At 42.8% G+C, this 24,468-nt stretch carries 17 protein-coding genes; 2 read left to right on the top strand and 15 right to left on the bottom strand.

Annotated features, from left to right (window positions below):
* The first annotated feature begins 142 nt into the window (after window positions 1-142).
* On the top strand, window positions 143-1,672 hold the full coding sequence (gene rny, locus PSM36_RS11345) for a ribonuclease Y (protein WP_076930984.1): 1,530 nt from the start codon (window positions 143-145) through the stop codon (window positions 1,670-1,672).
* 112 nt (window positions 1,673-1,784) lie between these two features.
* On the opposite strand, the gene PSM36_RS11340 is transcribed toward rny, so the two are convergent.
* From PSM36_RS11340 to PSM36_RS11330, 3 genes are all read right to left on the bottom strand, one after another.
* The gene (locus PSM36_RS11340) at window positions 1,785-3,122 is read right to left on the bottom strand and encodes a glycoside hydrolase family 57 protein (protein ID WP_076930983.1); all 1,338 of its coding nucleotides are present in this window, start codon (window positions 3,120-3,122) and stop codon (window positions 1,785-1,787) included.
* Window positions 3,123-3,144: 22 nt separating this feature from the next.
* Complete coding sequence (locus tag PSM36_RS11335) at window positions 3,145-4,401, bottom strand: glycosyltransferase family 4 protein (protein ID WP_019540303.1); 1,257 nt, start codon at window positions 4,399-4,401, stop codon at window positions 3,145-3,147.
* A 108-nt stretch (window positions 4,402-4,509) separates the two neighbouring features.
* Window positions 4,510-6,471, bottom strand: coding sequence for a glycogen debranching enzyme N-terminal domain-containing protein (locus tag PSM36_RS11330; protein WP_019540304.1), 1,962 nt, complete (start codon window positions 6,469-6,471; stop codon window positions 4,510-4,512).
* 175 nt (window positions 6,472-6,646) lie between these two features.
* Between PSM36_RS11330 and PSM36_RS11325 the strand changes: the two genes are divergently transcribed.
* On the top strand, window positions 6,647-7,303 hold the full coding sequence (locus tag PSM36_RS11325) for a rhomboid family intramembrane serine protease (RefSeq protein WP_076930982.1): 657 nt from the start codon (window positions 6,647-6,649) through the stop codon (window positions 7,301-7,303).
* Window positions 7,304-7,425: 122 nt separating this feature from the next.
* Here the strand turns inward: PSM36_RS11325 and PSM36_RS11320 are convergent, their stop codons facing one another.
* The 12 genes from PSM36_RS11320 to PSM36_RS11265 form a co-directional block, all read right to left on the bottom strand.
* Window positions 7,426-8,436: a GRP family sugar transporter gene (locus PSM36_RS11320; protein WP_076930981.1), complete on the bottom strand. Its 1,011-nt coding sequence runs from the start codon at window positions 8,434-8,436 to the stop codon at window positions 7,426-7,428.
* Between the two features lie 14 nt (window positions 8,437-8,450).
* Complete coding sequence (gene rbsK, locus PSM36_RS11315) at window positions 8,451-9,377, bottom strand: ribokinase (protein ID WP_019540307.1); 927 nt, start codon at window positions 9,375-9,377, stop codon at window positions 8,451-8,453.
* Window positions 9,378-9,387: 10 nt separating this feature from the next.
* The gene (locus PSM36_RS11310; RefSeq protein WP_076930980.1) at window positions 9,388-10,530 is read right to left on the bottom strand and encodes a glycoside hydrolase family protein; all 1,143 of its coding nucleotides are present in this window, start codon (window positions 10,528-10,530) and stop codon (window positions 9,388-9,390) included.
* Between the two features lie 39 nt (window positions 10,531-10,569).
* The gene (locus PSM36_RS11305; RefSeq protein ID WP_076930979.1) at window positions 10,570-11,613 is read right to left on the bottom strand and encodes a nucleoside hydrolase; all 1,044 of its coding nucleotides are present in this window, start codon (window positions 11,611-11,613) and stop codon (window positions 10,570-10,572) included.
* A 17-nt stretch (window positions 11,614-11,630) separates the two neighbouring features.
* Window positions 11,631-12,821, bottom strand: coding sequence for a nucleoside hydrolase (locus tag PSM36_RS11300; protein WP_026327463.1), 1,191 nt, complete (start codon window positions 12,819-12,821; stop codon window positions 11,631-11,633).
* Window positions 12,818-13,849, bottom strand: coding sequence for a hypothetical protein (locus PSM36_RS11295; protein WP_019540311.1), 1,032 nt, complete (start codon window positions 13,847-13,849; stop codon window positions 12,818-12,820). The genes PSM36_RS11300 and PSM36_RS11295 overlap by 4 nt, the downstream gene beginning before the upstream one ends.
* A gap of 17 nt (window positions 13,850-13,866) precedes the next feature.
* The gene (locus tag PSM36_RS11290) at window positions 13,867-14,856 is read right to left on the bottom strand and encodes a BACON domain-containing protein (protein ID WP_019540312.1); all 990 of its coding nucleotides are present in this window, start codon (window positions 14,854-14,856) and stop codon (window positions 13,867-13,869) included.
* A gap of 17 nt (window positions 14,857-14,873) precedes the next feature.
* Window positions 14,874-16,442 (bottom strand): RagB/SusD family nutrient uptake outer membrane protein, encoded by a 1,569-nt coding sequence (locus tag PSM36_RS11285; protein ID WP_019540313.1) that lies wholly within the window; start codon window positions 16,440-16,442, stop codon window positions 14,874-14,876.
* A 132-nt stretch (window positions 16,443-16,574) separates the two neighbouring features.
* Entirely contained in the window at window positions 16,575-19,592 is a 3,018-nt protein-coding gene (locus PSM36_RS11280; RefSeq protein ID WP_076930978.1) for a SusC/RagA family TonB-linked outer membrane protein, read from the bottom strand.
* Window positions 19,593-20,264: 672 nt separating this feature from the next.
* Window positions 20,265-21,818 carry an ADP-ribosylglycohydrolase family protein gene (locus tag PSM36_RS11275; RefSeq protein WP_076932216.1) on the bottom strand — a complete coding sequence of 518 codons (1,554 nt, stop codon included), beginning with the start codon at window positions 21,816-21,818 and terminating at the stop codon, window positions 20,265-20,267.
* A gap of 72 nt (window positions 21,819-21,890) precedes the next feature.
* Window positions 21,891-22,934 (bottom strand): nucleoside hydrolase, encoded by a 1,044-nt coding sequence (locus tag PSM36_RS11270; RefSeq protein ID WP_076930977.1) that lies wholly within the window; start codon window positions 22,932-22,934, stop codon window positions 21,891-21,893.
* Window positions 22,935-23,004: 70 nt separating this feature from the next.
* Window positions 23,005-24,309, bottom strand: coding sequence for a Gfo/Idh/MocA family protein (locus PSM36_RS11265; protein ID WP_076930976.1), 1,305 nt, complete (start codon window positions 24,307-24,309; stop codon window positions 23,005-23,007).
* Window positions 24,310-24,468: the final 159 nt, after the last annotated feature.

The following is a 24,468-nucleotide window of genomic DNA, read 5'->3' as shown; positions in this document are numbered from 1 at the left end:
AGGCGCACCATTTATATGCATCGGAGTGATGTGTGTAATTGAGTGCGATTTTTTATGTGATAAGAAGTAGAATAAAATCCCTTATCAGAAAGAATAACTTTTTTTGGTAAGTGTATAACAATCAATTTAAATAATAGACAATATGGAAATAGTAATAGGTATTATCGGATTACTGATCGGAGCGGTTGTCGCCTGGTACGTAACCGGTAAGATGGCCAACTCCCGTGCTCAGAATATTTTGAGCGATGCGGAGAAAGACGCTGAAGTAATAAAGAAAAAGATATTACTTGAAGCAAAGGAAGAGACGCTTCTGATGAAGACGGAAGCAGAGAAGCAGGCGAATGCCCGCACGTCCAAGATTCAGATTACAGAGAACCGGTTGAAACAGCGTGAGATGACGCTCAATCAAAAGCAAGAGGAACTGAATAAGAGGATGGCTGAGGTGGACGAAATTAAACAGAATCTGTCAAACCAACAGGAATTTATTGATAAAAAGGGGGCTGAGCTGGAGCGTCTCCACAGGCAGTCGGTAGAAAAGCTGGAAACTATTTCCGGACTTTCCGCTGAAGAAGCCAAAGAGCGGCTGGTGGAATCTCTGAAAGAGGAGGCCAAAACCGGTGCACAATCCTATATCAGTGAAATCATGGAAGAGGCCAAAATGACGGCTAATAAAGAGGCGAAACGTATTGTTATCCAGAGTATCCAACGGGTAGCGACCGAAACCTCTATCGAAAATGCCATCACGGTATTCCATATCGATTCCGATGAAGTGAAAGGCCGTATCATTGGGCGTGAAGGACGTAATATTCGTGCTTTGGAAGCTGCTACAGGGGTTGAGATCGTTGTAGATGATACACCTGAAGCAATTGTACTGTCGGGCTTTGATCCTGTCCGTCGGGAGATTGCCCGTTTATCACTTCATCAATTGGTTGCAGATGGACGTATTCACCCTGCCCGAATTGAAGAAGTGGTATCGAAAGTGAAGAAACAGATTGAGGATGAGATAGTAGAGACCGGTAAACGTACAGTGATTGATTTAGGTGTGCATGGCTTACATCCTGAACTGGTACGTATGGTGGGTAAGATGAAATACCGTTCTTCGTATGGGCAAAACCTGTTGCAACACTCCCGTGAGGTAGCTAACCTTTGTGCCATTATGGCTTCGGAACTGGGATTGAACCCCAAGAAAGCAAAACGTGCCGGACTGTTGCATGATATAGGAAAAGTGCCCGACGATGAACCCGAATTGCCGCACGCAGTGCTGGGAATGAAGCTGGCTGAGAAATTTAAGGAAAAACCTGATATATGCAATGCTATAGGTGCTCACCACGACGAAGTTGAAATGACAAGTTTGTTGGCGCCTATCGTACAGGTCTGCGATGCTATTTCGGGTGCGCGTCCCGGTGCCCGCCGCGAGATCGTAGAGGCCTATATCAAGCGGTTGAACGATCTTGAGCAACTGGCGCTCTCGTATCCGGGTGTAGTGAAAACATACGCCATACAAGCCGGACGCGAGTTAAGAGTGATTGTGGGGGCCGACAAGATTGACGATCAGGATACTGAAAAACTGTCGTCTGAAATTGCACGCAAGATACAAACTGAAATGACCTATCCCGGTCAGGTGAAGATTACGGTCATTCGTGAGACCCGCGCGGTAAGTTACGCGAAATAAAGAGTATTGGATAACTTAATGTCTGGATTACTTTTCCGGACATTACACAGAAAAAGGGTGGATCACAGATAGATGTGTTTCACCCTTTTACTAAATTGAAAGTAGTGAATGTTTAATTCTCCGCTTTTTGTGCTTTTGGATTCTTTTCCACTAACATCTCTTCATTAGTGCCAATCACTTTCTTGAGTTCGGCCTGAAGACGTTTAATCTCCATCTCCTGATTGTGAATAGTAGTAAGGAGTGCGTTCAACTCTTCATTGTCGACTGTATCGGGATACTGCGCTTTTACACGGCCAATAAAATCACTCAGCACATTCATGTAATTGTTGAAAGCGTCGTAAGGCGACATGTAGGGGCTGAACTGGCTTTGTCCGCCCCCAAAATGTTTGGTAGACATGTAATGGAAATGGTCGCTGGTTTGCAAATAGAGCCAATCCTGTTTGAGGCGACGGTCAGTACATAAACGAACCCTTTCTCCTATTTCATACATTGATTGTAATGCGCTCTTTTGGAGTTTGTTTCCTACCCATGCACTCAGGTCTCGCTCCTCATCCGTCCATGAGATGGGATTGGGGACGTTGATGGCGCCAATGGGTTTATGCATGTCCAATGCCTCTCCTGGCGTGGCAAATCCGATCCCGTTCTCAAAAGCAAAGCGGGGCATTGCTTTAAAGAATTCGAAAATACCGGTGTATGATGGTTGGAGGTTGCCGAGTGTTTCATAGTTCATAAAGAGGTTAACCACCTCTTCTTCGGCAGGAGTACCGGCTATCCATGAGATAAACTTCTCTGCCGTCAGCGGATACTCATTCCAGCTATAATTCGAAAAACGATAGGCTATGTCATCGCTGAAACGACTGTTTTTGAGCAACAATTTCAGTTTTGGTTGTGTGGCTGCCTGATAGACATAATTAGGACTCTTCCATCCCAATATATGTTTGGCACCTTCGGTGATCATTTTCGAATATCCCATATCATATACCATCTCAGCAATCTCATCGGAGTAGATCAGTTCCGTATTACGGAGAACGGTCGGCTTCTGTTCAAAAAGCATCTCCATCCTATCGGAATGATGTTTTACCTGATTGCGGAACTCTTCAGGGTCGTAAAGGCTGGCCAGTGAATGGGCATAGGTTTCCGTCAGAAATTCTACACTTCCGGTTTTGGCCAGTTCGCGAAAACCGTCTATCACCTCCGGTGCATAAATTTCGAGTTGTTCTAAGGCTACACCCGAGATAGAAAAAGCCACTTTGAATTTTCCCTTATATTGATTGACCAGATCGAGCAACATGCGGTTGGCAGGGACGTACGATCGGGTAGCAATCTGTTGCAGTATATCTTCGTTGGCATAGTCATCGAAATAGTAATGATCCCTGCCGATATTGAAAAAGCGGTATCTCTTTAACCGGAATGGTTGATGGAGCTGGAAATAAATGCAAATTGTCTTCATATTTCTTGTTTGTTTCTTGATTTTACATAAGGCTGTCGTAAATCCGGCGGACTTTTAATCCGGCATCTTCCCATTTTATATTGTCTACTTCTATCTTTCCTTCTACTTTCAGGTGCTCTGCCATTGCAGGGTAGGTACATATTGAGTAGATTGCATCAGCCATCGCATCCACGTCCCAATAATCGGTCTTGATGACATTATTAAGGATTTCTGAACAACCAGACTGGTAAGAGATAATACTGGGTACACCGCATTGCATTGCCTCGAGAGGCGATATCCCAAAGGGTTCCGATACGGAAGGCATTACATAAACATCGCTCGACTTCAGCATTTCATATACCTGTTTACCACGAAGGAAGCCGGTAAAATGAAATTTATGTGCGATACCACGGTCGGCCACCAGACGGATCATCTGATCCATCATATCACCGCTGCCCGCCATCACAAAACGGATATGATCGGTCTTTTTAATTACCTGTGTAGCGGCGTCTACGAAGAATTCGGGTCCTTTCTGCATGGTGATGCGTCCTAAAAAGGTAACCACTTTCTCTGAAACACCGGAAATTCGTTCAATAGCTTCTATTTCAGGACTAAGCGGTTCTACGGCATTATGAACAGTGGTTACTTTCCAGTGAGGCTGATGATAGTTTTCAATGACTGTACGCCGCGTCAGATCGCTCACACAGATAATGTGATTGCAGTTATCCATTCCGTCTTTTTCAATTCCATACACCATCGGATTGGGCTTGCCCCTGCTGCGATCGAATTCAGTGGCGTGTACATGAATCACCAATGGTTTACCGGTAACACTTTTTGCATGGAGTCCCGCAGGGTAGGTGAGCCAGTCATGCGAATGGATGATATCAAAATCATAGGTACGGGCAATCACTCCTGCCACGATAGAATAGTTATTGGTTTCTTCCAGGATATTGTTCGGATACCTGCCTGAGAATTCGATGCATCCCAGGTCGTTTGTATGCATATAGTTGAAATCGGCGTAAATATTGTCCCGCAACCGGTAGTATTCCTGGGGATCCATGAATTTTTCCAGTCGTGGTTTTACTGTTTCCCATGGTACATCCCGCCAGACAATAGGGGTGTTGTTGGCTCCTATAATCTTCATAAAACTCTGGTCCTCATCACCCCAGGGCTTGGGAATCACGAAAATGGTCTCCAGATCTTCCTGCTTTGCCATCCCCCGTGTGAGTCCGTAACTTGCCGTACCTAATCCCCCAAGTATATGTGGCGGGAATTCCCAGCCAAACATTAATGCTTTCATATATTTATTTTAAATTCAAAATTCAAAATTCAAGATTTTGAACTTCTCGATCTCTATCAATCTCTATCAATCTCATTGGCATATTATTCTTATTGGCACATTAAAAACCTATCTCCCGTTTTCCAATTCAGTACTATACCTACTGATAATCCGTTGTGCCCTCAGCAACTCACCTACACTCATGGCAAAGGAATATCCTCCATGGGCAATGAATGGTGGGTGTGAATCATAGAATTCCGAGATACTACCGATACAGTCGTTCTGCATCTGCCCCTCCATTTCTACCATGATCCTGTCTGCCAGAGATAATCCACTCATATGGAACAGGTTTAAATAAGCTTCAATATAGTGGGCGAATAACCATGGGAAAGACATCCCGTTGAAATAGGCGAATTTTTTTTCATTCTCCGTTCCTGTGTAATGGGGACGGAATTTATCACTTTTCGGGGTAAGCGATCGTATACCACAGGCGGCCAGCAGTTCTTTGGTGATAAAATCGATCACTGATTTCTTTTGTCCTCTTTCCAGAGGCGAATAAGGGAGTGATACGGCAAAGAGCATGTTGGGGCGTACATCCGGATCTTTATAGTTTCCGTCGACATAATCATAAAGATAGCCGGCAGGATTGAGGAAGAGTTCTTTAAAAGAATTACCCGCTAAGCGTGCACGTTCTTCAAAATCAGATGCCACTTTATCTTTATTTTTTGTCCGGGCTATTTCTTCTGAGAATTTCAACGCATTGTACCAGAGTGCGTTAAATTCTACCAGATAGCCTGATCTGGGTACGGCCGGTTTGCCGTCGATGGAGGCATTCATCCAACTGACAGATACATCACGGCCGTAGGTGGAAAGTAATTCGGTCTCTTGATCCAGAACCAGATTGGGATGCTTACCTGTGGTTATATAATCAATGATTTCATTTATGAAATCACTGTATTTCTCCAGGAAAATATCCTTCTTCTCTTTCCAGAACTGCTGAAGCGCCCATATCACCCATAGTAATACGTCGGGATCGTCTATCTGCTTCAGATAGCTTTTCGATGGCTTGTCCTTCATAAAATCCCGCAAGTGAGGAATGGCTGTATCCATCATCAGTTCAAAATCCTGCGGTTTATCTACCGAAAGTGTACAACCGGGAAGAGCAATGAACTGGTCACGGGCACGCACTTTGAACCAGGGATATCCCGCCAGAAGGTAATATTCATCCTTTTGAGGGATATAATAAAACTGATGGCTTGAGTTCTTGAGGCAGTTATAGAAGTTGGAGCGTGGAGTTCGCTTATGTGTTTCATAATCAAACTCTTTTGCCAGGGTAGAGGTGTCTACCATAATATCTCCGGTAGAGAAGATAATCTCTTCACCTTTAGTGATAGACATTTCGAAGTAGCCCGGTACATAAAGGTCTTCCTGGAATGTGTCACCGCTTTGTAGATCTTGCAGATACTCAATGTCGCGATACCAGTCGGGATGATAGACAAATTCCGGTTTTTTATTGAACTGCATGAACAGTTCGGGGTAACCGAAATACATACAGGTACTGATACCGTTTTCTACTTCGCGGTAGGATTTGTCTACCTGATCGTTTTCCCGTGTGAGTTGGGATATCTTTCTAAAAGCCAGGAAAGGTTTAAAACGGATGGTAGTAGGGGAATGGGCGTCTAAAAGCGTATAGCGGATCATCAATCGGTTCTCTTTCGAGGAGAACATGATTTCCTTCGAAAGGATTACCCCTCCCACACGGTAGATAGTTTTGGGTACGCTGTCGCAGTTGAACTCCCGGATATATTTGTGTCCCTTCGGGTTGTAATTGTCGCCGGCATAGCGGTGAATCCCGAGGTTAAATTCTGCCCCGTGCTGTATTACCGTTTCATCAAAAGAGGAGAGGATGAGATGATTCTCATCGTCAAGGTAAGGTACGGGCATTACAAGAAGCCCCTGGTATTTGGTTGTATTGCAGCCGGATATGGATGTATTCTGATAAGCTCCCCTTCGGTTTGTTCTCAAAACATTTCGGTATAGAGAATACTCCAGGTTAATCATCAGGTCTTTGTCAAATTTCAAGTAACTCATCGTTGTATAATTTAGGGTAATATGTGCCACTTAATTCCTGCGAAAGATAATAAAATGAAATCTAATCTACAAGCAAAGAATAAATAATTTTCGGTTTTCTACACTTGTGCGGGGGAGAAAAAAATAGTTTGTATATTTGTAAAAAACAGATGAAAAAGAGGGTATATTCCAGAAAATGAATATCGATAACTCATCATGGTACAATATAGAGAAGAAGCGGGCGCGGCTTGCTCTCCTGCCCGCCATTGTGTTTGTCGTCCTGGTCTGGGTGGCATTTATTGTCGACTATGCAGGGGTGTTTACATGGGACTTCTCACGTTTGGGGATATTGCCGGGAGTTGTTGACGGTTTGGTGGGGATCATCTTTTCACCTTTTATACATAGCTCTTTTTCCCATTTGCTGTCGAATACGCTCCCTCTGCTGATATTGATCTGGTTTTTGTTCTATTTTTACAGTAAGATCGCTTTTGGTGCTTTCATCTGTCTCTGGCTTTCAAGTGGATTTCTGACATGGATCATCGGACGTGGCTCTTATCATGTGGGTGCAAGCGGACTTGTGTTTGGGCTCCTTTTCTTTCTCTTCTTTAGCGGAATTTTCAGGAAGTATATCCCTTTGGTCGCGGTTTCCCTGATTGTTGCATTTATTTATGGAAGCACTATCTGGAGTATTTTTCCCATCACGGAGATGGTGGATACTTCAATTTCATGGGAAGGACATCTGTCGGGTGCCATTAGCGGTCTCATTTTTGCTATTGTTTTCCGCAAACAGGGTCCGCAGAAACCTGAAGTGGTATGGGAGGAAGAGGAAGACAGTGATGATGTGACGATGTGATGATGTGACGATAGGGGGAGACTGGGGTGTTAATGTGGTAAGTCGGAAAATAAAAGGATGATGGCCTCAACCCGTAGTGAACCATCATCCCAAAATAGATTATTTAAAGGCTTTGCTTGCGTCTAACTTCCGCCGGAGACGACAATCATGGCCAATCCTGCGATAAACAGGATAAACATAAGCGTCAGTAACAGATTTACCGGCTTAGAAGCGCCTTTGAACTCTTTCCATATGAATACACCCCATAAAGCGGCGATCATGGGTGCACCCTGCCCCAAAGCATAAGAAATGGCCGGACCGGCTTTTCCTGCGGCAATATAGCTCAAAGCCGTACCCACACCCCAGATAATACCACCTAAAATTCCCACTGAATGTGTACCCGGGCTGCCTTTGAAATATTGGGAATAACTCACCGGTTCTCCCATAAAGGGTCTCTTCATGACAACGGTGTTGAATATGAAATTACTTGCCAATATCCCTAACGAGAAAATAAAGAATGCACCGTAGGGAGTCAGCATCCCGGGTGTGGGGTTCTCCAGGTTATTCAGGTCCATAGCAGAAGCGACAAACCGATAGAAGAAAGACATCAGGATCCCGGCACATACGGCAATAATAATCCCTTTCTTTTTGTTTCTGCCTGCTTCCGTTCCCGAACTCACTTTTCCCGAAGCAAGGCCGTTCAGAATAATAGCAATAACGATCAGGACTACACCTGCAAACAGGATGACAGGGTCACCTTTCGGTGCACCGAAGTAATTGATAAATACACCTAATACAAGTGCCAATCCCACTCCCACGGGAAAAGCGACCGACATTCCTGCCAATGAGATGGAAGCCGACAATAATATATTGGATGCATTAAAAATAATACCTCCTACAAATGCACTCCGGAAATTATTTGCATCTACCTGTACGATATCGTCGGTAAAACTGCGCCCCTGCTCGCCAATACTTCCCAGCGTGAATCCCAAAATGAGGGAAAGGAGTACAATACCGATTACGTAATCCCAATAGAACAGTTCATACCGCCATGTCTTTGCGGCCAATTTTTGCGTATTGCCCCACGATCCCCAGCAAAGCATGGTAATAAGGCAGAGTAATACTGCTAACGGATAATTTTGTACGATAAACATAAATTCGATATAAATTAATGGTTTGTTGTTTTCATTTTTAAGAAGTTACGCACTTCGGTTTCTGTCGGTATAGAAGGCTGTGCTCCCATACGTGTGACACAAATGGCGGCTGCTGCGGATGCAAATTCAAGCGTCTCATGCCAACTGCGACCTTTGCTTAGTTCTGCGGCTAAAGCACCGCAGAACGTGTCGCCTGCTGCTGTCGTATCTACTGTTTCCACAGAGAAAGCCGGTATCTGTAAATATATTTGGTCGTTTTTTACTATGCAGCCTTGTTTGCCCAATGTCAGGACAACTGTTTTTACGCCCAAAGCCAATAATTTGTCAACAATTCCGTCTTCACCGATATGCTCTATTATTTCTCCTGAAACGATTTCGGCTTCGGTTTCGTTTACGATCAGAATATCTATCTTTTTAATGATATCCTCATCTAACTTTCTCGCGGGCGCCACGTTTAACAGTATCTGTTTCTTGTTTTCATAGGCAAGGTCGCAAATGACTTTGACCGTGTCGTATGGGATCTCCATTTGCAGGACAATCAAGTCAGCCTCCAATATCTCTTTTTCGATTTCGCGGATATATCCGGCAGAAAGCATCTCATTCGCTCCTGAGATTATTACAATGCTGTTTTCTCCTTTCTCGTCCACCCAAATCATAGCTATTCCTGAAGAGGTATCCTCGACAATCAAAGATAGAGAGACATCCAATCCCTCTTCCTTATAGTATTCCAGAGAATTCAGTCCATTGGTGTCTTTGCCCAGGCTGGTTACAAATTTCACTGTTCCCCCGAGCCGATGTGCGGCCACTGCCTGATTCGCTCCTTTGCCCCCCATCGCCTGGAGATAGGAGACCCCCTTAATTGTTTCACCTGCCTTGGGAAACTTTTTTACTTTCGCGATTAAATCCGTATTGGAACTGCCAATCACTACTATCTTACTCATATTATATAAATTATTCTTTAACTATTTGACTTTTCCAAATATGGTATGTCCATTCCGCATGGTTATTGCCTGAAGGTTGTACATCAGGAGCAGCTTTACTGACTGTAAAGTAAAATGTTGGTTTCTCCCAGTCTTGTAAGTATCCCAGATTATCTCTCAATAGGGCCGCGTTGTGGTTACGCGGATATCCGGTATCCTCCGGCGTAATGCGATATATAGGTTTCCAGCTACCTGTTTGATTCATAAAATCGGAAAGATTCATGTAATCGATTTCCAGTGAGGTATTCAGGTAAGCCGGATAATCAGTCGGATGGGGTTGTACCGGACGGATCATTATGATCTTGTCGGCTTCTTTGTTGATGGCAAAATCAGCGTTGCAGGTGTAATCCGCACTTTGGTTGTCTATTGCTTTCAATCCGCTTTGTACGATAGTTTGAGGTGAAGTTATCGTATAGTTATCCATATTACTGAAATCCGCTTCCGACCATACAATCCGCGTACCGCCGATATCTCCGACGGTATATGTCAGTAGTACTTTGCCTTTTCCATCCAAAGATACTACAGATGGTTGACCTACTCCCCATGCTTTACCGGATCCGCCGACACTCTGATCCCCGGGTGTGGACCATGTCTTTTTTACAATCTGTTCCGGGTATTTTACCCAACTGTCCGTATCCAGCTTGTTACTGAATGCTACGCCGATTTCATTGTAATATACTCCATACATATTGCTCAGGAAAAACATGGCATATTTATAGGTTACACCATCCCAGGTGAAATCGCCGGCAATAACCGAAGGATCACACGTATGATGGTCGTCCCACGAACCCGATACTCCGGGCTGCAGGACGCTTTTGGCACTTGTCTTCGTACCATCGGGATTGATCTTTATATGATAAATATTATCGACCATGATCAGATTATTGGGATTTCCGCAGAAGAACATGTGAATACTTCCGTCTTCCTGTTGCAATACACTTGGACAATAAGAATACCTGCTTTCCCCCTGAAACCCGAATACGAATTCCGGAGTAGCGATAGCTGAAATCGGGTTTCCCGGCCCCGGAGGGTCAATAGGTGGCTCAATGGGATCCCCTTCCGAACAGGAAAATATAAACCATATTCCGATGAGTAGAAAGAAATATTTAATCATGTTACTTATTGTTTTAAAGGTGTGTTTGTGTCCGGATATTTATTTGAAATTGGCCGGTTGCTGGCTGATCAATTCAATAAAATGTTGCTTGATATTCTCAGCCTGAATGGAATCCACCATTAAATAATACCGATCACCTTTCTCATCGGCTGTAAAAGTAGTAACTCCTTTATCCGTTACATCAATCTTACCTGCAGGAGAAATATTGAAATAAGAGGGACCTTCCACTGAATATAATACTGAAGTCAGATCCCAGGTAGGACGGTCATAAGGCATTTCCAGATAACATTTATAAGCCTCTACCATCGGGTGTGCCGGTGCCCATCCGAAATCATTTTCAATGCTGGCGCCCGGATAGTTGATTGCAATTCCCACTTCAAAGGGAGAAGTTACCACACGTGTCGGCCATTCGGCAAAGACCTTTTTTGCGGCTGGAATGTCTTTCACGATGTTGTACTCATATAGATCCGGATTATTGAAGCATCCTGCCATGGTGCATAATAGCTTCACTTTCTTTGCAACCAACTCTTTTCCTGTCAGTGGTGAAAAATCATCTCCGGGAGTATCCAGTAAACGGGCCAGATTGGTAGAGAAACCTACAGAGATAATTGTAACGGAATTATCGGGTTGTTTAGCCAATAGTTCACGATACAGAATATGCGCTTCCGGTAGAGTTGAATAGTCTTTGAGGGAACGGTGAAATATCGGCTCCCCGTTCTCTTTGTTCATCAGGGATACACATTTGGCATAATTGGTAGCATCATTCTCGCAGTCCGCACCATTGTGTATGATACCAACAGGAATTTCAGGGTAACCATACCAGGTATTCATAATGTCCGTATATTCAGGGGGATATATACCTTCTTTGTTGATCATAATCCCTAACAAGTTTATGTCTCCTGCATCCATGTATTTATAGAGCATATCCAGCGCTAAGGCATCATCCACATCGTTGCCGATATCCGTTTCAAAGATAATTTTCTGTGCATCTGAAACAGTTTGTGTACTCCGGTCTTTAGATGTGCAGCCGGACAAAGCGATCAGTAATAAAAGGCTTACTACATGAAATTTGTTGTCGGTCATAAATATATATTTTTGAGTTAATGATTGGGTGAAATAGAGATATATAGTTCGGGAATCACCTTCTGAAATGCTTTCTCGTTCTCTTCAAGGTCAGGGCGATAGTAAATTTCTTTTTCAGACGGCTTATCGGTATATAAGAACTGGAAGCGCCCGTCATTTCTTATCTCGGTGATATTACAACGGCGCAGTTCGTTCTTTATTATCCGGTCGCCCTCCCTGACATTCCCTTCTTTGATAAGGAAGTACTCCCCACCGGGAGTACACACGATTTCCCTTTGTGTCGCTTTTAACCAGATCGCACTTTCCCATACATGAAATGGTTTTGGATATTGGTCAATATTTATATTTACCGGATATGCAGCATCCATTGCCCGAAGAAAATCATATTGCAATTTCCGGTTGAAAGCAAAGTCCAGATATTGTCGTAACCGGGGATCCATTTGTTTGGTAAATTCCATATCAGGTAATCTCCAATAGGTGTTATTCTTATCTTTAATAAATCCTCCATCTTTACCTGCACACGGATAGATAGCTACCGGAAGATCGGATTGTAAGATTCTGGTAAAAGCAAATACATCCAGGGCCACGTTCCATTCTCCTCCTGGAATGGCATTCGCTCCTTCGTCGCTTCCTAATTCGTGGTTTTTACTTGCCGTCCCGGCACTCAGATGGATTTTACTTATTTTCTTTTTTAACAGGTCTGGATTGCGGTTATAGGCTACTGCCAGTATTCTTGCCGAACCAAAAGAAAGGATTTCAACGGGTTCTTCACATTCTGTTAATATTTTTATGAACAATGAAATCGCTTCTTGTTCATAATCAGGTAAATCTTCCATCTTATCCTCTTCCGATTTCATCATGGATAACGGGCCGAGTGCATATGGTATCTTTTTATTGAAAATATAGTTTAGTTGTTCCACCGGAATGATACCGGCCTCTCTCGGTCCTCTCGGATCTTTCCATAATGTCGGATGGTCGGCCGTATCCTTTCTGAAAGCATCTGTAATATCTAAAAGCACAGCTTTCAGGTCAACATCCGGTAAGCCGAACCCCATGATAAGATCCATATTATCTCCCGGATCCTGATAAGGATGGTATAAATCGGTAATGACCACTACAGGAATATTATGCCGTTGTGCCCTTGTCTTCCCAAAAGGGAAGGCAAGGATATACACAAGACACAACATTAGAAATAGAGTTTTTCTCATTTAAAATAACTTTTGAGATTAAATGTTGCTGAATACAGATCATAAGACCACAGCCAGTTTTCTCCTGTCATGGCCGGAGTAAAATACATTATGAGCTCGTCATCATTCAGCATATATCCTTTGGTATCGGTCAGAATACCGGGATTATGATTTCTCGGGAAACCCGATTCTTCAGGTCCGACATGTCCGATTTCTATCCAACGATTCTCTTCGGAAAACATATCTTCCGTTCTTGGCATATAGGCTAAACGAGAGACATCGCCTACCCAGGTAGGTATTTCCTCGATAGGACCAACACGCATCTCGGAAACCATATATATATTCTTATCAGACATGGCCGGATAATTGTTGGATCCCATAAAACGGATCGGCTTCTCTTCTCCTATCACGATGTTATCCAGATCATTCATTTTGATTTCACGCATGCAAAATCTGCCATTCTCGGTCGTGGAACTATAGAATAATTGGATGGTCGTGGAATCCTTGACAATTGTCGTACTCTGCCCGACTCCCCATTTTGTTCTGTCTTCGTATGGTATCAAAGGATTACGATCGAATTTAATATAGGGTCCTTCAATGTTTTTGGAGATGGCCAGTCCGATCTGATTATGTTTACTGTCCCATTGGTCAACACCTAAATAGGTCATAATCCAATTGTAAGTCTCTCCCTTATATGTGGTTTTAAACTCGCGGACATCCGGATCACAGATATGGCAGTTGTCCCAGCCTGTTTCGGAGGGAGCAATAATCTGAGTACCGGGTTGCCATACATAGCCATCGGCAGTAGGGATTCCCTTATACAGGTATACATAATCCACTATTTCGAAGGGATCACGGTTTTCACATATAAATCCATAACGGATCCCATACTGATCCTGTATGACGCTGGGGGCATAGTTGTAATGCCCTGCACCGCCACTGAATTCATATCTGATTTGAGGGGTAATAGTAAGAGGTCTCTCACTATCAGTTCTGCTTTGGCATCCCCAAAGCAGAACTACAATAAAACAGATAAAAAATGATTTCATTCCGCATGCTTAATTAGTTAGTCTTCTACCTGAATATCTTTCACCGGCCGGATCATGGCTGCGCGTATTTTTTGCCCGTCACCCCAGCCCCATACGTCGCGGTAACCTCCGGCATCTCCCAGAGACATACCGCCATGTGTGGGACTTAATGATGTGCCCGTCCGAACAGCGCACAGCCATCCACGATCGACCATCCCGGTTTCGTTACGCCATCCGCTTTGCGGAAGAAACAGGCAACCCAATTGTTTCAGATTATCTTTGTTGGCATTCGCTGCAATGGATGCGGGAACACCTATAATTAAGCCGTCCACGTTAAATCCGGTTTGCGCTTTTGACACCCAGGTTGCTCCGAGTTCCCAGAGTGCTACCATCTCTGCGGCGGTAGGGACACGCCATCCTTCGGGAGAGGGATCGTTTTCAGGAAGCCAGTCGGTTCCGTCGTTTGTATAACTGGCCGGCCAGTTTTCCGGTGCCGGATCACCTTGCGGACCGCTGGGATAGCCTGTTTTCCGATTAAACTGATAATACATACCCGGATCATCCGGTGAAGAGGCAAATGCACCCGGTGCACCAATATTTTTGGTAGACCATACCATACCATTTATCAACACTTCGTCTTCGCCAAGTACCATGGTTTCCTGGAGAACTTTTGATCTCAGCACTCTGTCATCCGACTTAACGTTTATAATGATCGACCGCAATTTTACAAAAGAAGTGCTTGGAGTAACAGTGAGAGTGATTACTTTCTTGCCACTCCCCGAAGTCTCGCTTAATGTACACCAATCAACAGCTGAACTGTTGGATTCGGTTAATTCGATGGTCCATGCTTCATTTCCGGTTATTGTCAGTTCGTATGTTCCTCCTTCGGCACTCACAGGGATCGCTACCGGATACACTCCAAACCGGTTGGAGTCTGATTCGATTACATAACCGGAATCATTATCATCACATCCGGAAAGCATCAAAAGTAGCACGAATGTTCCTAATAAATATTTTATATTGGTCATAATTTGTAGATTTTCAATTAGTATTTATCATTCTGATTTAAATTAGGATTGTTGTCAACCTCACTTTGCGGGATAGGCATACGGATAGACTTGCCAATAATGAAATTATTAAAGTCCGAATCACGTGCTTTTAACTCATTCAATGTCGCTTCATTATTTATTCCCCAGCGTTTCAAATCAATCCATCGCACACATTCCATAGCCAACTCAAGGGCACGCTCAATTTTTAAATGTTCACGGAAAGCATCTTTATTACCCGTTATCTGAGTACCGTTATAATAGGTGCTGTTTTGTATATTCGGTAAGTTTACGCGATTACGTACCCGATTGACACATTCAATGGCCTTGGCAGGCGGTGTGCCACTCAGTTCATTGAGCGCTTCGGCGTAAAGTAGCAGCATATCCGCATAGCGCAATGAACGGAAGTTATTATCGTTCCAGTAATACAACGGCATTGCATCCGTGCTGTATTTCCTTATAAAGACACGGTTTCCCCAATCGCTGTTCCAGGGCGCTCCATAAATCAATTGGTCAGGATATTCCGGAAAATCGGATGATGCACCGTCATACCACAAGGTATGAAATAACCGGGGATCATATTTACCGTCGGTTGTTTTTTCGCGCTTAAAGTAATCTACCAACCAACGCCTTGCTTCTATATTGTTCCAGCCAATACCCGGAGGTGCTGCATTCATTTCGATTTGAGTACCTAATTGCGCATTCGGATCCAGGTAATTATCGGTCTGGTCGAATCCTACCCGGTTCACCAGAGAGAAATGTATTTCATACAGCGCCTCTCTGTTGTTTTCCGTATGGTTACTGAAATTGCTTTCCCAGTCAGCTACCAGATCATAGTGGCTTTTCCCTTCGCCGTCGATAAGCCATTCAAGACACTCTTTCGCTTCTTCCCATTTATGATGTTGTGCATAAGCTTTGGCAAGCAATCCGTAGGCTGCACCTTTTGTAGGACGAGCGGTATTGTTTGCGTCACGTGTAGGAGGAAGCTTGCTGACAGCATCTTTCAGGTCTTCTTCTACCTGGGTAAGTACTTCCTCTTGCGTAGCTTGCATGGGGCGGTCGGCTGCAGATGATGTCTGTAATACAAGGGGGACATTATCCCAAAGCATAGTAAGGTAGAAATAATAGAAAGCACGCATAAATTTGGCTTGCCCTATTAAATCCTGTTTATGGGTGTCATTGGCAAATGTGATATTCTCTATGTTATCCAATACCTGATTGGCACGGAAAATAGCCACATAATGCTCTCTCCATATCTTCACATTCGTTTCTCCAAAATTATAATTGGTAAAAATAAATTTGGTATATTCATTCAGTTCTGTCCAACCGGCATAACTTACTCCCTCATCCGCCATACCTATCATTTGCGTGTAGATATTCCTTGTCCATGTACCCTGACGATAGAACATCCCATATATGGAAATAACGCCGGCTTCAATATCAGCCTCAGTCTTCCAGAATACGCCCGTACTCAGGGTGTTTTCATTTTGAATATCCAGTAGAGAGGCATCGCACGATACGCACACTACCAGGATAAGACATAATATATAATTGATTATCTTTTTCATACGATTATTTTATTTTTTACATTATAGTGTATGGAACTCGCAATATTGACTGCGTCGATTACTTCGTAATTCATGTTGATGGGTGTAATGAGTTATATGCTCGTTTCATACGATTAAAACTGTTTATTTTCGTTAGAATGTAAATGATAAGGCAAATTGAACAGCCCGGGGATTGGGGAATGAGCAATTGTCTGCCCCTATGGTAAAGATACCGCCATCTGCAAATTCAGGATCCAACCCGGAATATTTGGTTAATGTGACCATGTTTTGCAGGGTTACCGATGCACGAACTCTGTCTATACCAAACTTTTCGCAAAAGGTAGCTGGAATGGAGTAGCCCAAAGTAATATCGCTTAAACGGAAGAATGAGCCATCTTCCAACCAGCGGCTCTGGTCACCGCGACTATTTCGGGAATCCCCATATACAATACGTGGGCGATCGTTCGAACGATATTCCTGTGTCCAGGGTCTGAGACCATTAAAGTTGTTTTGATTATTGGCAAAATCACCAGCCGCTGCTGCCGATCCATTCCAGATGTCATGTCCGAATCGTCCATAACCATTGATCTTCAGATCAAAGTTTCTATAAGAAGCTCCGAGATTCAATCCCATTTCTAATTTGGGCCAGGGATTCCCTACAATCTGACGGTCGTCCGACGAAATAATACCGTCGTCGTTATAATCGTCATATTTAATATCACCAGGCAAAGCATTCGGCTGGATTACTGTTCCTTCCGAATTTGTATAATTGCGGACCTCTTCTCCCGACTGGAAGATACCATTCATTTTGTACAGATACCACATTCCAAGCGATTGCCCAATTTCTGTTTTAGCCAAATCGGTGTAATAGACTGTCTGGCCGTATCCCAGATCTATCACCTTATTCTTTAAATGCGACACATTCAACGAGGCTGAATAGGAAAAATCTCCCACTTTATCATTCCATCCGATCTCTACTTCAACTCCTCTGTTTTCCAGGCTTCCGGCATTCACAGCAGGCGATCCTCCTTCATTTCCGGAGCTCATCAAAATAGGAAGGTATACCAGCAGGTCTCCGCTCTTTGAATAAAAATATTCGGCAGAAAAACGTAGCCGGTTATTCAGCCCTACCAGGTCAAAGCCGGCATTGGCTGTGGTTTTCTTCTCCCAAACGAGATCGGTATTGGTTAATCGGGACTGGATCATTCCGATCTCTTTTGTTTCCGGATTACCCATAATTGCCCGGGGAGCGGTATTAATGGTGGATTGATAATCCCAATAGCCAATACTGCTATTTCCCAGTGTACCATAATTAGCGCGTATCTTCAAATCATCAATAAACGGAACATCAAAGAACTCCTCTCCACTGATACGCCATCCCAATGAGACGGAAAGGAAATTTCCCCAACGTTTATCTTTGGGTAAACGCGAAGTCCCATCACGACGGGCGGTTATCTGTGTCAGATATCTGTCATCATAGGAATAATTGATCCGTCCGAGATAGGATATCAGCGCAGATTCTCCGTAACTTCCTCCTGCGGTTGTGTTGCCGGTTGCGGCATCAAGCGATTTAATATATTTATCCCCGATCGTTAACGGATCTAACTTGGTAATCCAGCGGACTTCTTCGTGGAATTTATTATAAGTGATGCCGCCTAAGGCATTTACATCGTGCTTGCCAAACTTATGTTTAAAATTATAGGTTTGCTCTATCAGGATATCATGATTCTGTGCGCTGTTATATCCTAAATGCGCTGCATCATCTCCTTGTCCCATAACCCAGTTTCCTTTTTTGCGTAAGGTATTGGTAACACCCATATAGCTTTTATAAGCGACATTCAACCTGGCATCAAGCATATTGAAAAGCGATACCTGGCCAAAGACGTTACCGGTCAGGTATTCTTCTTCATTGTTTCGTTCCATTAAATCCTGCATTGCTACCGGATTCCGGCCATAAGAATTAGCCCGGTCAACATCCCCATAACCATATCCACCTGTGTGGGATTCATCATATACCGGAATTGTGGGCGGCATAAAGATAAAATCATACCACGGATTACCATTTAGCAGTGTCCTGTTTGATTTGGTATAATAGAAGTTCTCACCATAAGAGAATATTCCTTTCTGTCCGCTTGTATTAAGACGGAATCCGTATTTGTCATACCCGGTACGATATAATGCTCCGTCATCTACCATACGATTTAACGAAGTATAATACTTTACAGTGTTAGAGCCGCCGGATAGTGAAATATTGTAATTCTGTAATATGCCTGTCCCCAGCATCTCTTCCTGCCAATCCGTATCGCCATCGAAATGATTCTGACGTTTTGTAATTCCACCGACTCCGGCCAGAATCGCTTCTTCATAGGCCCGGTCATTATAAATCTTATAAGTGGAGGCGTCCATCAGATCATAACGAGGTAGCCAGTTGAGTGTCAGTTGTGAGTCGAATTTCACTTTCAAAGGTCCCTCTTTCCCTTGTTTGGTGGTAACGATTACAACCCCGTTCGCTGCCCTCGACCCGTAAATCGCGGCTGATGATGCATCTTTCAGGATTTGAATAGATTCTATGTCTTCCACATTCACACCCAGGTCGCTACCGCCGTAAGCCCCATCAATAATAAATAAAGGATTGTTATTGGTCAAGCTCCCCAGACCGCGGATAATAATAGAAGCATTAGAGCCCGGCTGACCACTTGATGTGATCTTTACGCCTGAAGTCAGTCCACGCATAGACTCTACTATGTTACCCGATACACGTTCTGCCAAAGCATCCTCTTTGACGACAGATACAGCGCCAAGCAAATCTTTCTTCTTTACAGTGCCATAACCTACGACCACTACCTCTTCTAAAGTCTCAATGTCTTCCTGAAGAATAATATTCAATATCGTTTCTCCATTCAAGGCAATGGTTTGTGAGATCATGCCTAAATAGGAGATCTCTAATATGCTGTTTGAAGGGATATTGGTTAAAGTGAATCTGCCATTTGTATCGGTAACAGTACCGGTTGTTTTTCCTGAAACCTGAATAGATACTCCAATTAGGGCTTCTCCTTTGGTATCAGTAACCGTTCCCTGTATGGTTATGTTTTGAGCGAACAGACACACGGAAGATATCCATACTAACATGAATAAGGTTCCTTTCCATAGATTTAATTTTTTTTTATTCATTTCATTTTTCTCTTAATTGTTTAAATTAATATGGTATATTGAAAATAATCAGTCGTTGTTTTTAATATCCCGAACCTCCTGGAAAAGATTGTCCGTGGTCTGTCTGTTATCAGCCGATAAGGGTTGGATCTATGTCGGTCGATAACGATTGAGCGATTACCATATCGGTATTATAGTTCCCCGTGACAATAATTCTATATAAATCCATGATATTTATATCAAATAAATGCAAATATATTGACAATATTGATTAGAACAAACGTTTTCGCAATTATATTTGGTTAAATAAAGTTATTTTCAGGCTGGTTGTCTGCTTATTCTGTTATTTCTGTTCGTTTTATTCCAAAAAATAGGTTACAAAGCGCCAGTCAAATATAGTCGATATTACCGAATAGTTGGTTGGGGTTTTGTATTATGGCGGTATCCATGTTTTGAATGGAAAAGCTGATAAATACAGGATAAGCAAAGCCACTCAAGGGAAAATAAGATTTACGGGACGAGAAGTTGAATTTTCGAATGAATTTGTCCGAAATGTATGAATTGATATAAGTAAAACGATTGTGCTAATTGTTTTTTCTTTATAAAATCCTTTTTTAGCAGAGTTTTTTAGATGATATATTTCTTTGGTGACAGTTTCCCTGATCGGTGTGGGCCAGTGCCTGGTTAGCGGGATTAAAAATATACGTGTTTTCCCGGATTTTTACTGGAATACACAATGAGTTCCCTTATATTAATATGGTAACCATCGGGAATATTCCTTGTTTTTAATGTTATAGTATGTTCACCTTCGGAAAGGTCATAGTTCCATGCCACATCATGTCTGCGAACAAGAGACAGTGTTGGCATCTTTATCGTTTCGATAAAATTGTTATCAATATAAAGATCAGCTTCCAACGCATTATTTTCCTGGTTGTTTTGTGCTGAAGCATATCCTGTGAGAACAAAACCACAACCGGTTATACCAAATGAAATTTCATTGTTTTGCTCAGTTAACCGGGTACTTATATCTTTCCTTTCAGTAGGATAAATCCCTTCAAAACCTGTCTCCAGAGGAACTGTTTGGGGAACCTGGTACCGGATAATAAATGAATCGTCATTCTCAATGCCTCCGTTTCTTTTAATCATTTCGGCAGCATGGCGGAATCCTATATCATACACCTTATTAAGGGACATTTCCGTATATTGGAAGTTCATATCTTCCACTTTTTCAATACCCTGCATCCAATAGTCGGGGATATTGCTGTATCCTATCATTGTGCCCAGAATTCCGGCAGCATTGGCCGGATTACAGTCCGAATCATAGCCGCACCTTGTACTTATATCTATTGTTGCACCGTAATCGCCTTTGCCGTAAAGTAATCCGATTACAATGTAGGCTGCATTGATCTTGGCATCGATATTGAACGGCATAAAAACCCCGTCGGGACATCCTTTATCATGTGTCCATTTTTTCTGCGCTTCGAACCATGCCGATTTCCAGTCGTCAGGATTGTTTTTATACCATTTAATTACATCTGCTATGCATTGATAAAATTCACTTTCGGCCGGGATAGTCTTCAAAGCCTCTTCCACTATAAATTCAATATCATTGTGAACAAAGGCCAGGGAATACATCGCAGCCACATAAATTCCGCCATAAAAGCCATCTCCGTAATTCATGATGTGGCCAATCCTGTCACAGATGGCAGCGGCCGAATTCACCATACCCGGGGACATCAATCCCGCGAAATCAGCCTCAATCTGAAAATCGATATCGTCGGCGTGCGGGTTATTTTTCCAATGCCCGGAAGCAGGAGGCATTATACCGTTAAGTATATTATAACGTGCAGCCTGATTGGCATGCCAAAGAGGATACTCAGCATGGGCAAATGCCAGTGCATGCAAAGAGTCGGGTGCATCAAGACCATGCTTTTCAAAAACATCCACAAAAGTCAAATCCATATATATGTCATCATATAGACCCGGAGAATTTTTATAATACCACAACATCCGGGTGTCATCCCATGGAATAGCTATATGGTCGTCAATCATTGTACCGTTCCAACGAAACTCAGTCGGACCGCCGTAGGTGCATCCGATCACCTGTCCGGCCCAACCGCCTTTGATCTTGTCCAGAAGTTCACTTTTGGAAATCGTTACTTCATTTTTTTCTGAATGGCCCGTATTGCAGGATAATGTAATCATAAGTACCGACCACATTATGGCTGTTTTAAAGATGTTCTTCATAACTTTAAGTCTTATTTCATGATACAAATATTTTAATTGGATAAACTGACAATCAGTTGCAATCCACATCTATCACTGATATTTCTTCGGCTTTTGGGTTATCAGGTCAATGAAGTAATCTCTTATTTGCTCCCTTTGTTGTTCCGTGACAGTCAGGTATTTATGTTTCCCTTTTTCGTCGGGTGTAAATCGGGTAATCCCTTTATCATCAATATTTATCGTACCTGCAGGTGATTCTCCAAAAAAACCTTTATCTGCTTCGACAACGTAAAGTACCGAGGTCAGGTCCCATGTCTGACGGTCGTAGGGCATCTCCAGATAGGTTTTATATCCTTCAACCAACGGATTAGGTTCTTTCCATTTGAAATCATTTTCGATGCTGGAGGCAGGATATAATATTGTTTCACCCAGTTCGAAGGGAGATACCACTATGGGGGTCGGCCACTCGTTGATTGTTTTTTGAGCAGCAGGAATATCACAGTTGATATTGAATTCCGAAAAATTTTCGTCCTGAAAGTGTCCCATCATAGCGGATAGGACTTTCACTTTCCTGGCCACGAGTTCTTTCCCTGTAAGGGGTGAAAATTCATCTCCCTGACTATCCAGGAGTTGGGCAAGGTTAGTTGAGAACCCTACCGAAATAATATCTACCGAATTATCTTCCTGTGCTGCTAATAATTTACGGTAGAGAGTTACTGAAGCAGGGAGTGTTTCGTAGTCTTTCACCGTCCTTTCGAAGGCAGGCCTGCCATCTTTCTCCATTTGGCATACTGCACGTACGAAATTATCCTCATTGTCTGTTTCAGTTCCATTGACTACTACTCCTATAGGTATGTCGGGATAGCCATACCATGTATTCATAATATCGATATATTCAACGCAATAAGGACTTTTCTTTGTTGTAGGAATACCAAGTAATTGTATCCTGTCCTGATCCAGATATTTATATAACATATCCAAAGCAAGCGCATCGTCTACATCATTACCCATATCTGTATCGAAAATTACGTTAATTTTTTGCCAATCAACATCCCCTTTTGTTTTGCCTTCGGAGCATGATAAAAGAAATACGAAGACGATGAATAGCCACAATGTTGTTTGTATAACCTTTCTCATATTGTAATGTTTTATTTATTTAAACGCATTGAATTCTCTTATACAAATTTTGCCTGATTACTTCATATCCTTATATACGGGGGAATTTCCATGGCTCTCTGTATTGAGGCTTTATATATTTATTTGCTTCAGCAATGTTGAACGACTTATTCTTATCGTCATATTGTAAAGAGACTCCGCTCATCCTGGCGGCAATATTCCCTAAATGAGCATATTTGGCGCACAAACTCCCTGTTTCTATCGTGCATGCCGTATTCCGGTCTCTGCTTTTCATGCATTCCAGGAAGTTGAACACATGATCTTTGTGGTCCTGATAATCGGCCTTGACAATTTTCCCGGGAACCTTTTCCCTTTCGGGATAAACCTGCCAGTCATCTCTATTGGCCACCAATGTCCCGTTTTTACCGGTAAAGACTAATCCGTAATTTTTACCATACGGGCCGGATTCAATACCGGCATTATTCTCCCAGGTCAGTATATAATCATCAAACTGGTATAATACTGATTGTGTGTCAAAAGTTTCATGCATACCATCCGGGTAGAGAAAATTACCGGCATTGGCCTGTATACTATTGGGCATGGCATTTACTTTCTTCGCCCAGAGTGCCATATCCAACAGATGAACACCCCAGTCGGTCATAAGACCTCCCCCGTAATCCCAGAACATTCTCCATAAACCGTGGAAACGTTGTCTATTGAATGTCCGTTCCGGGGCAGGCCCCAACCATGTGTCAAAATCAACACCTTCCGGGATATTTGAATCGGGAACAATTTCGGTTATTGCAGCATAATTGAAGTTGGCATATACATGTATACGGGATATTTCTCCCAATACACCCGAATCCAGGTAATCAATCATTTCTTTCCATAGCTTTGCACTTCTTTGTTGTTGACCTACCTGTACCACCCGTTGATATTTATTCGCTGCTTCGACCATCACATCGCATTCTGCTATCGAATTACTGACCGGTTTCTCAATATACACGTCTTTACCGGCCTTACATGCATCCACAAATTGCAGGCAATGCCAGTGATCGGGCGTTCCGATTATGACTGCATCGATGTCCTTTCGATCGAGGATCCGGCGGTAATCACCATATAGCTCGAATTTCTCTTTCTGCATGGAAGCCAATTCCTTTGCCCGTGACTCCATGATCGATTTATCAATATCACATAATGCCAAACATCGTACTTCATCCGATAACAGGAAATCCGATAAATTAGCCCATCCCATAGAGCGGCATCCGATTAATGCAACATTAATCTTATCATTCGCAGATACCTTAATCGATGCAGCCCTTAAATAGGTGGGCATTGCCAGGCCTGCTGCCACAGTAGAGGATGTTTTCAGGAAAGAACGTCTTGTAATACTCATAATAATAGTGTGCTAATTGTAAATTACGAATCGGGCCATTTCTAAAAGATACAATTGTGTTTTTAATTTATTAATTGATACTAATTGCAAATATATGAACAATATTTATTTGAACAAACGTTTTCGTAATTTTACTTAGTTAAATAAGCTATCTTTGTA

Source organism: Proteiniphilum saccharofermentans (genome assembly GCF_900095135.1).
Lineage (GTDB): Bacteria > Bacteroidota > Bacteroidia > Bacteroidales > Dysgonomonadaceae > Proteiniphilum > Proteiniphilum saccharofermentans.
The sequence above is the reverse complement of the archived record's forward strand: the minus strand, read 5'-3'. Positions and strand labels throughout refer to the sequence as shown.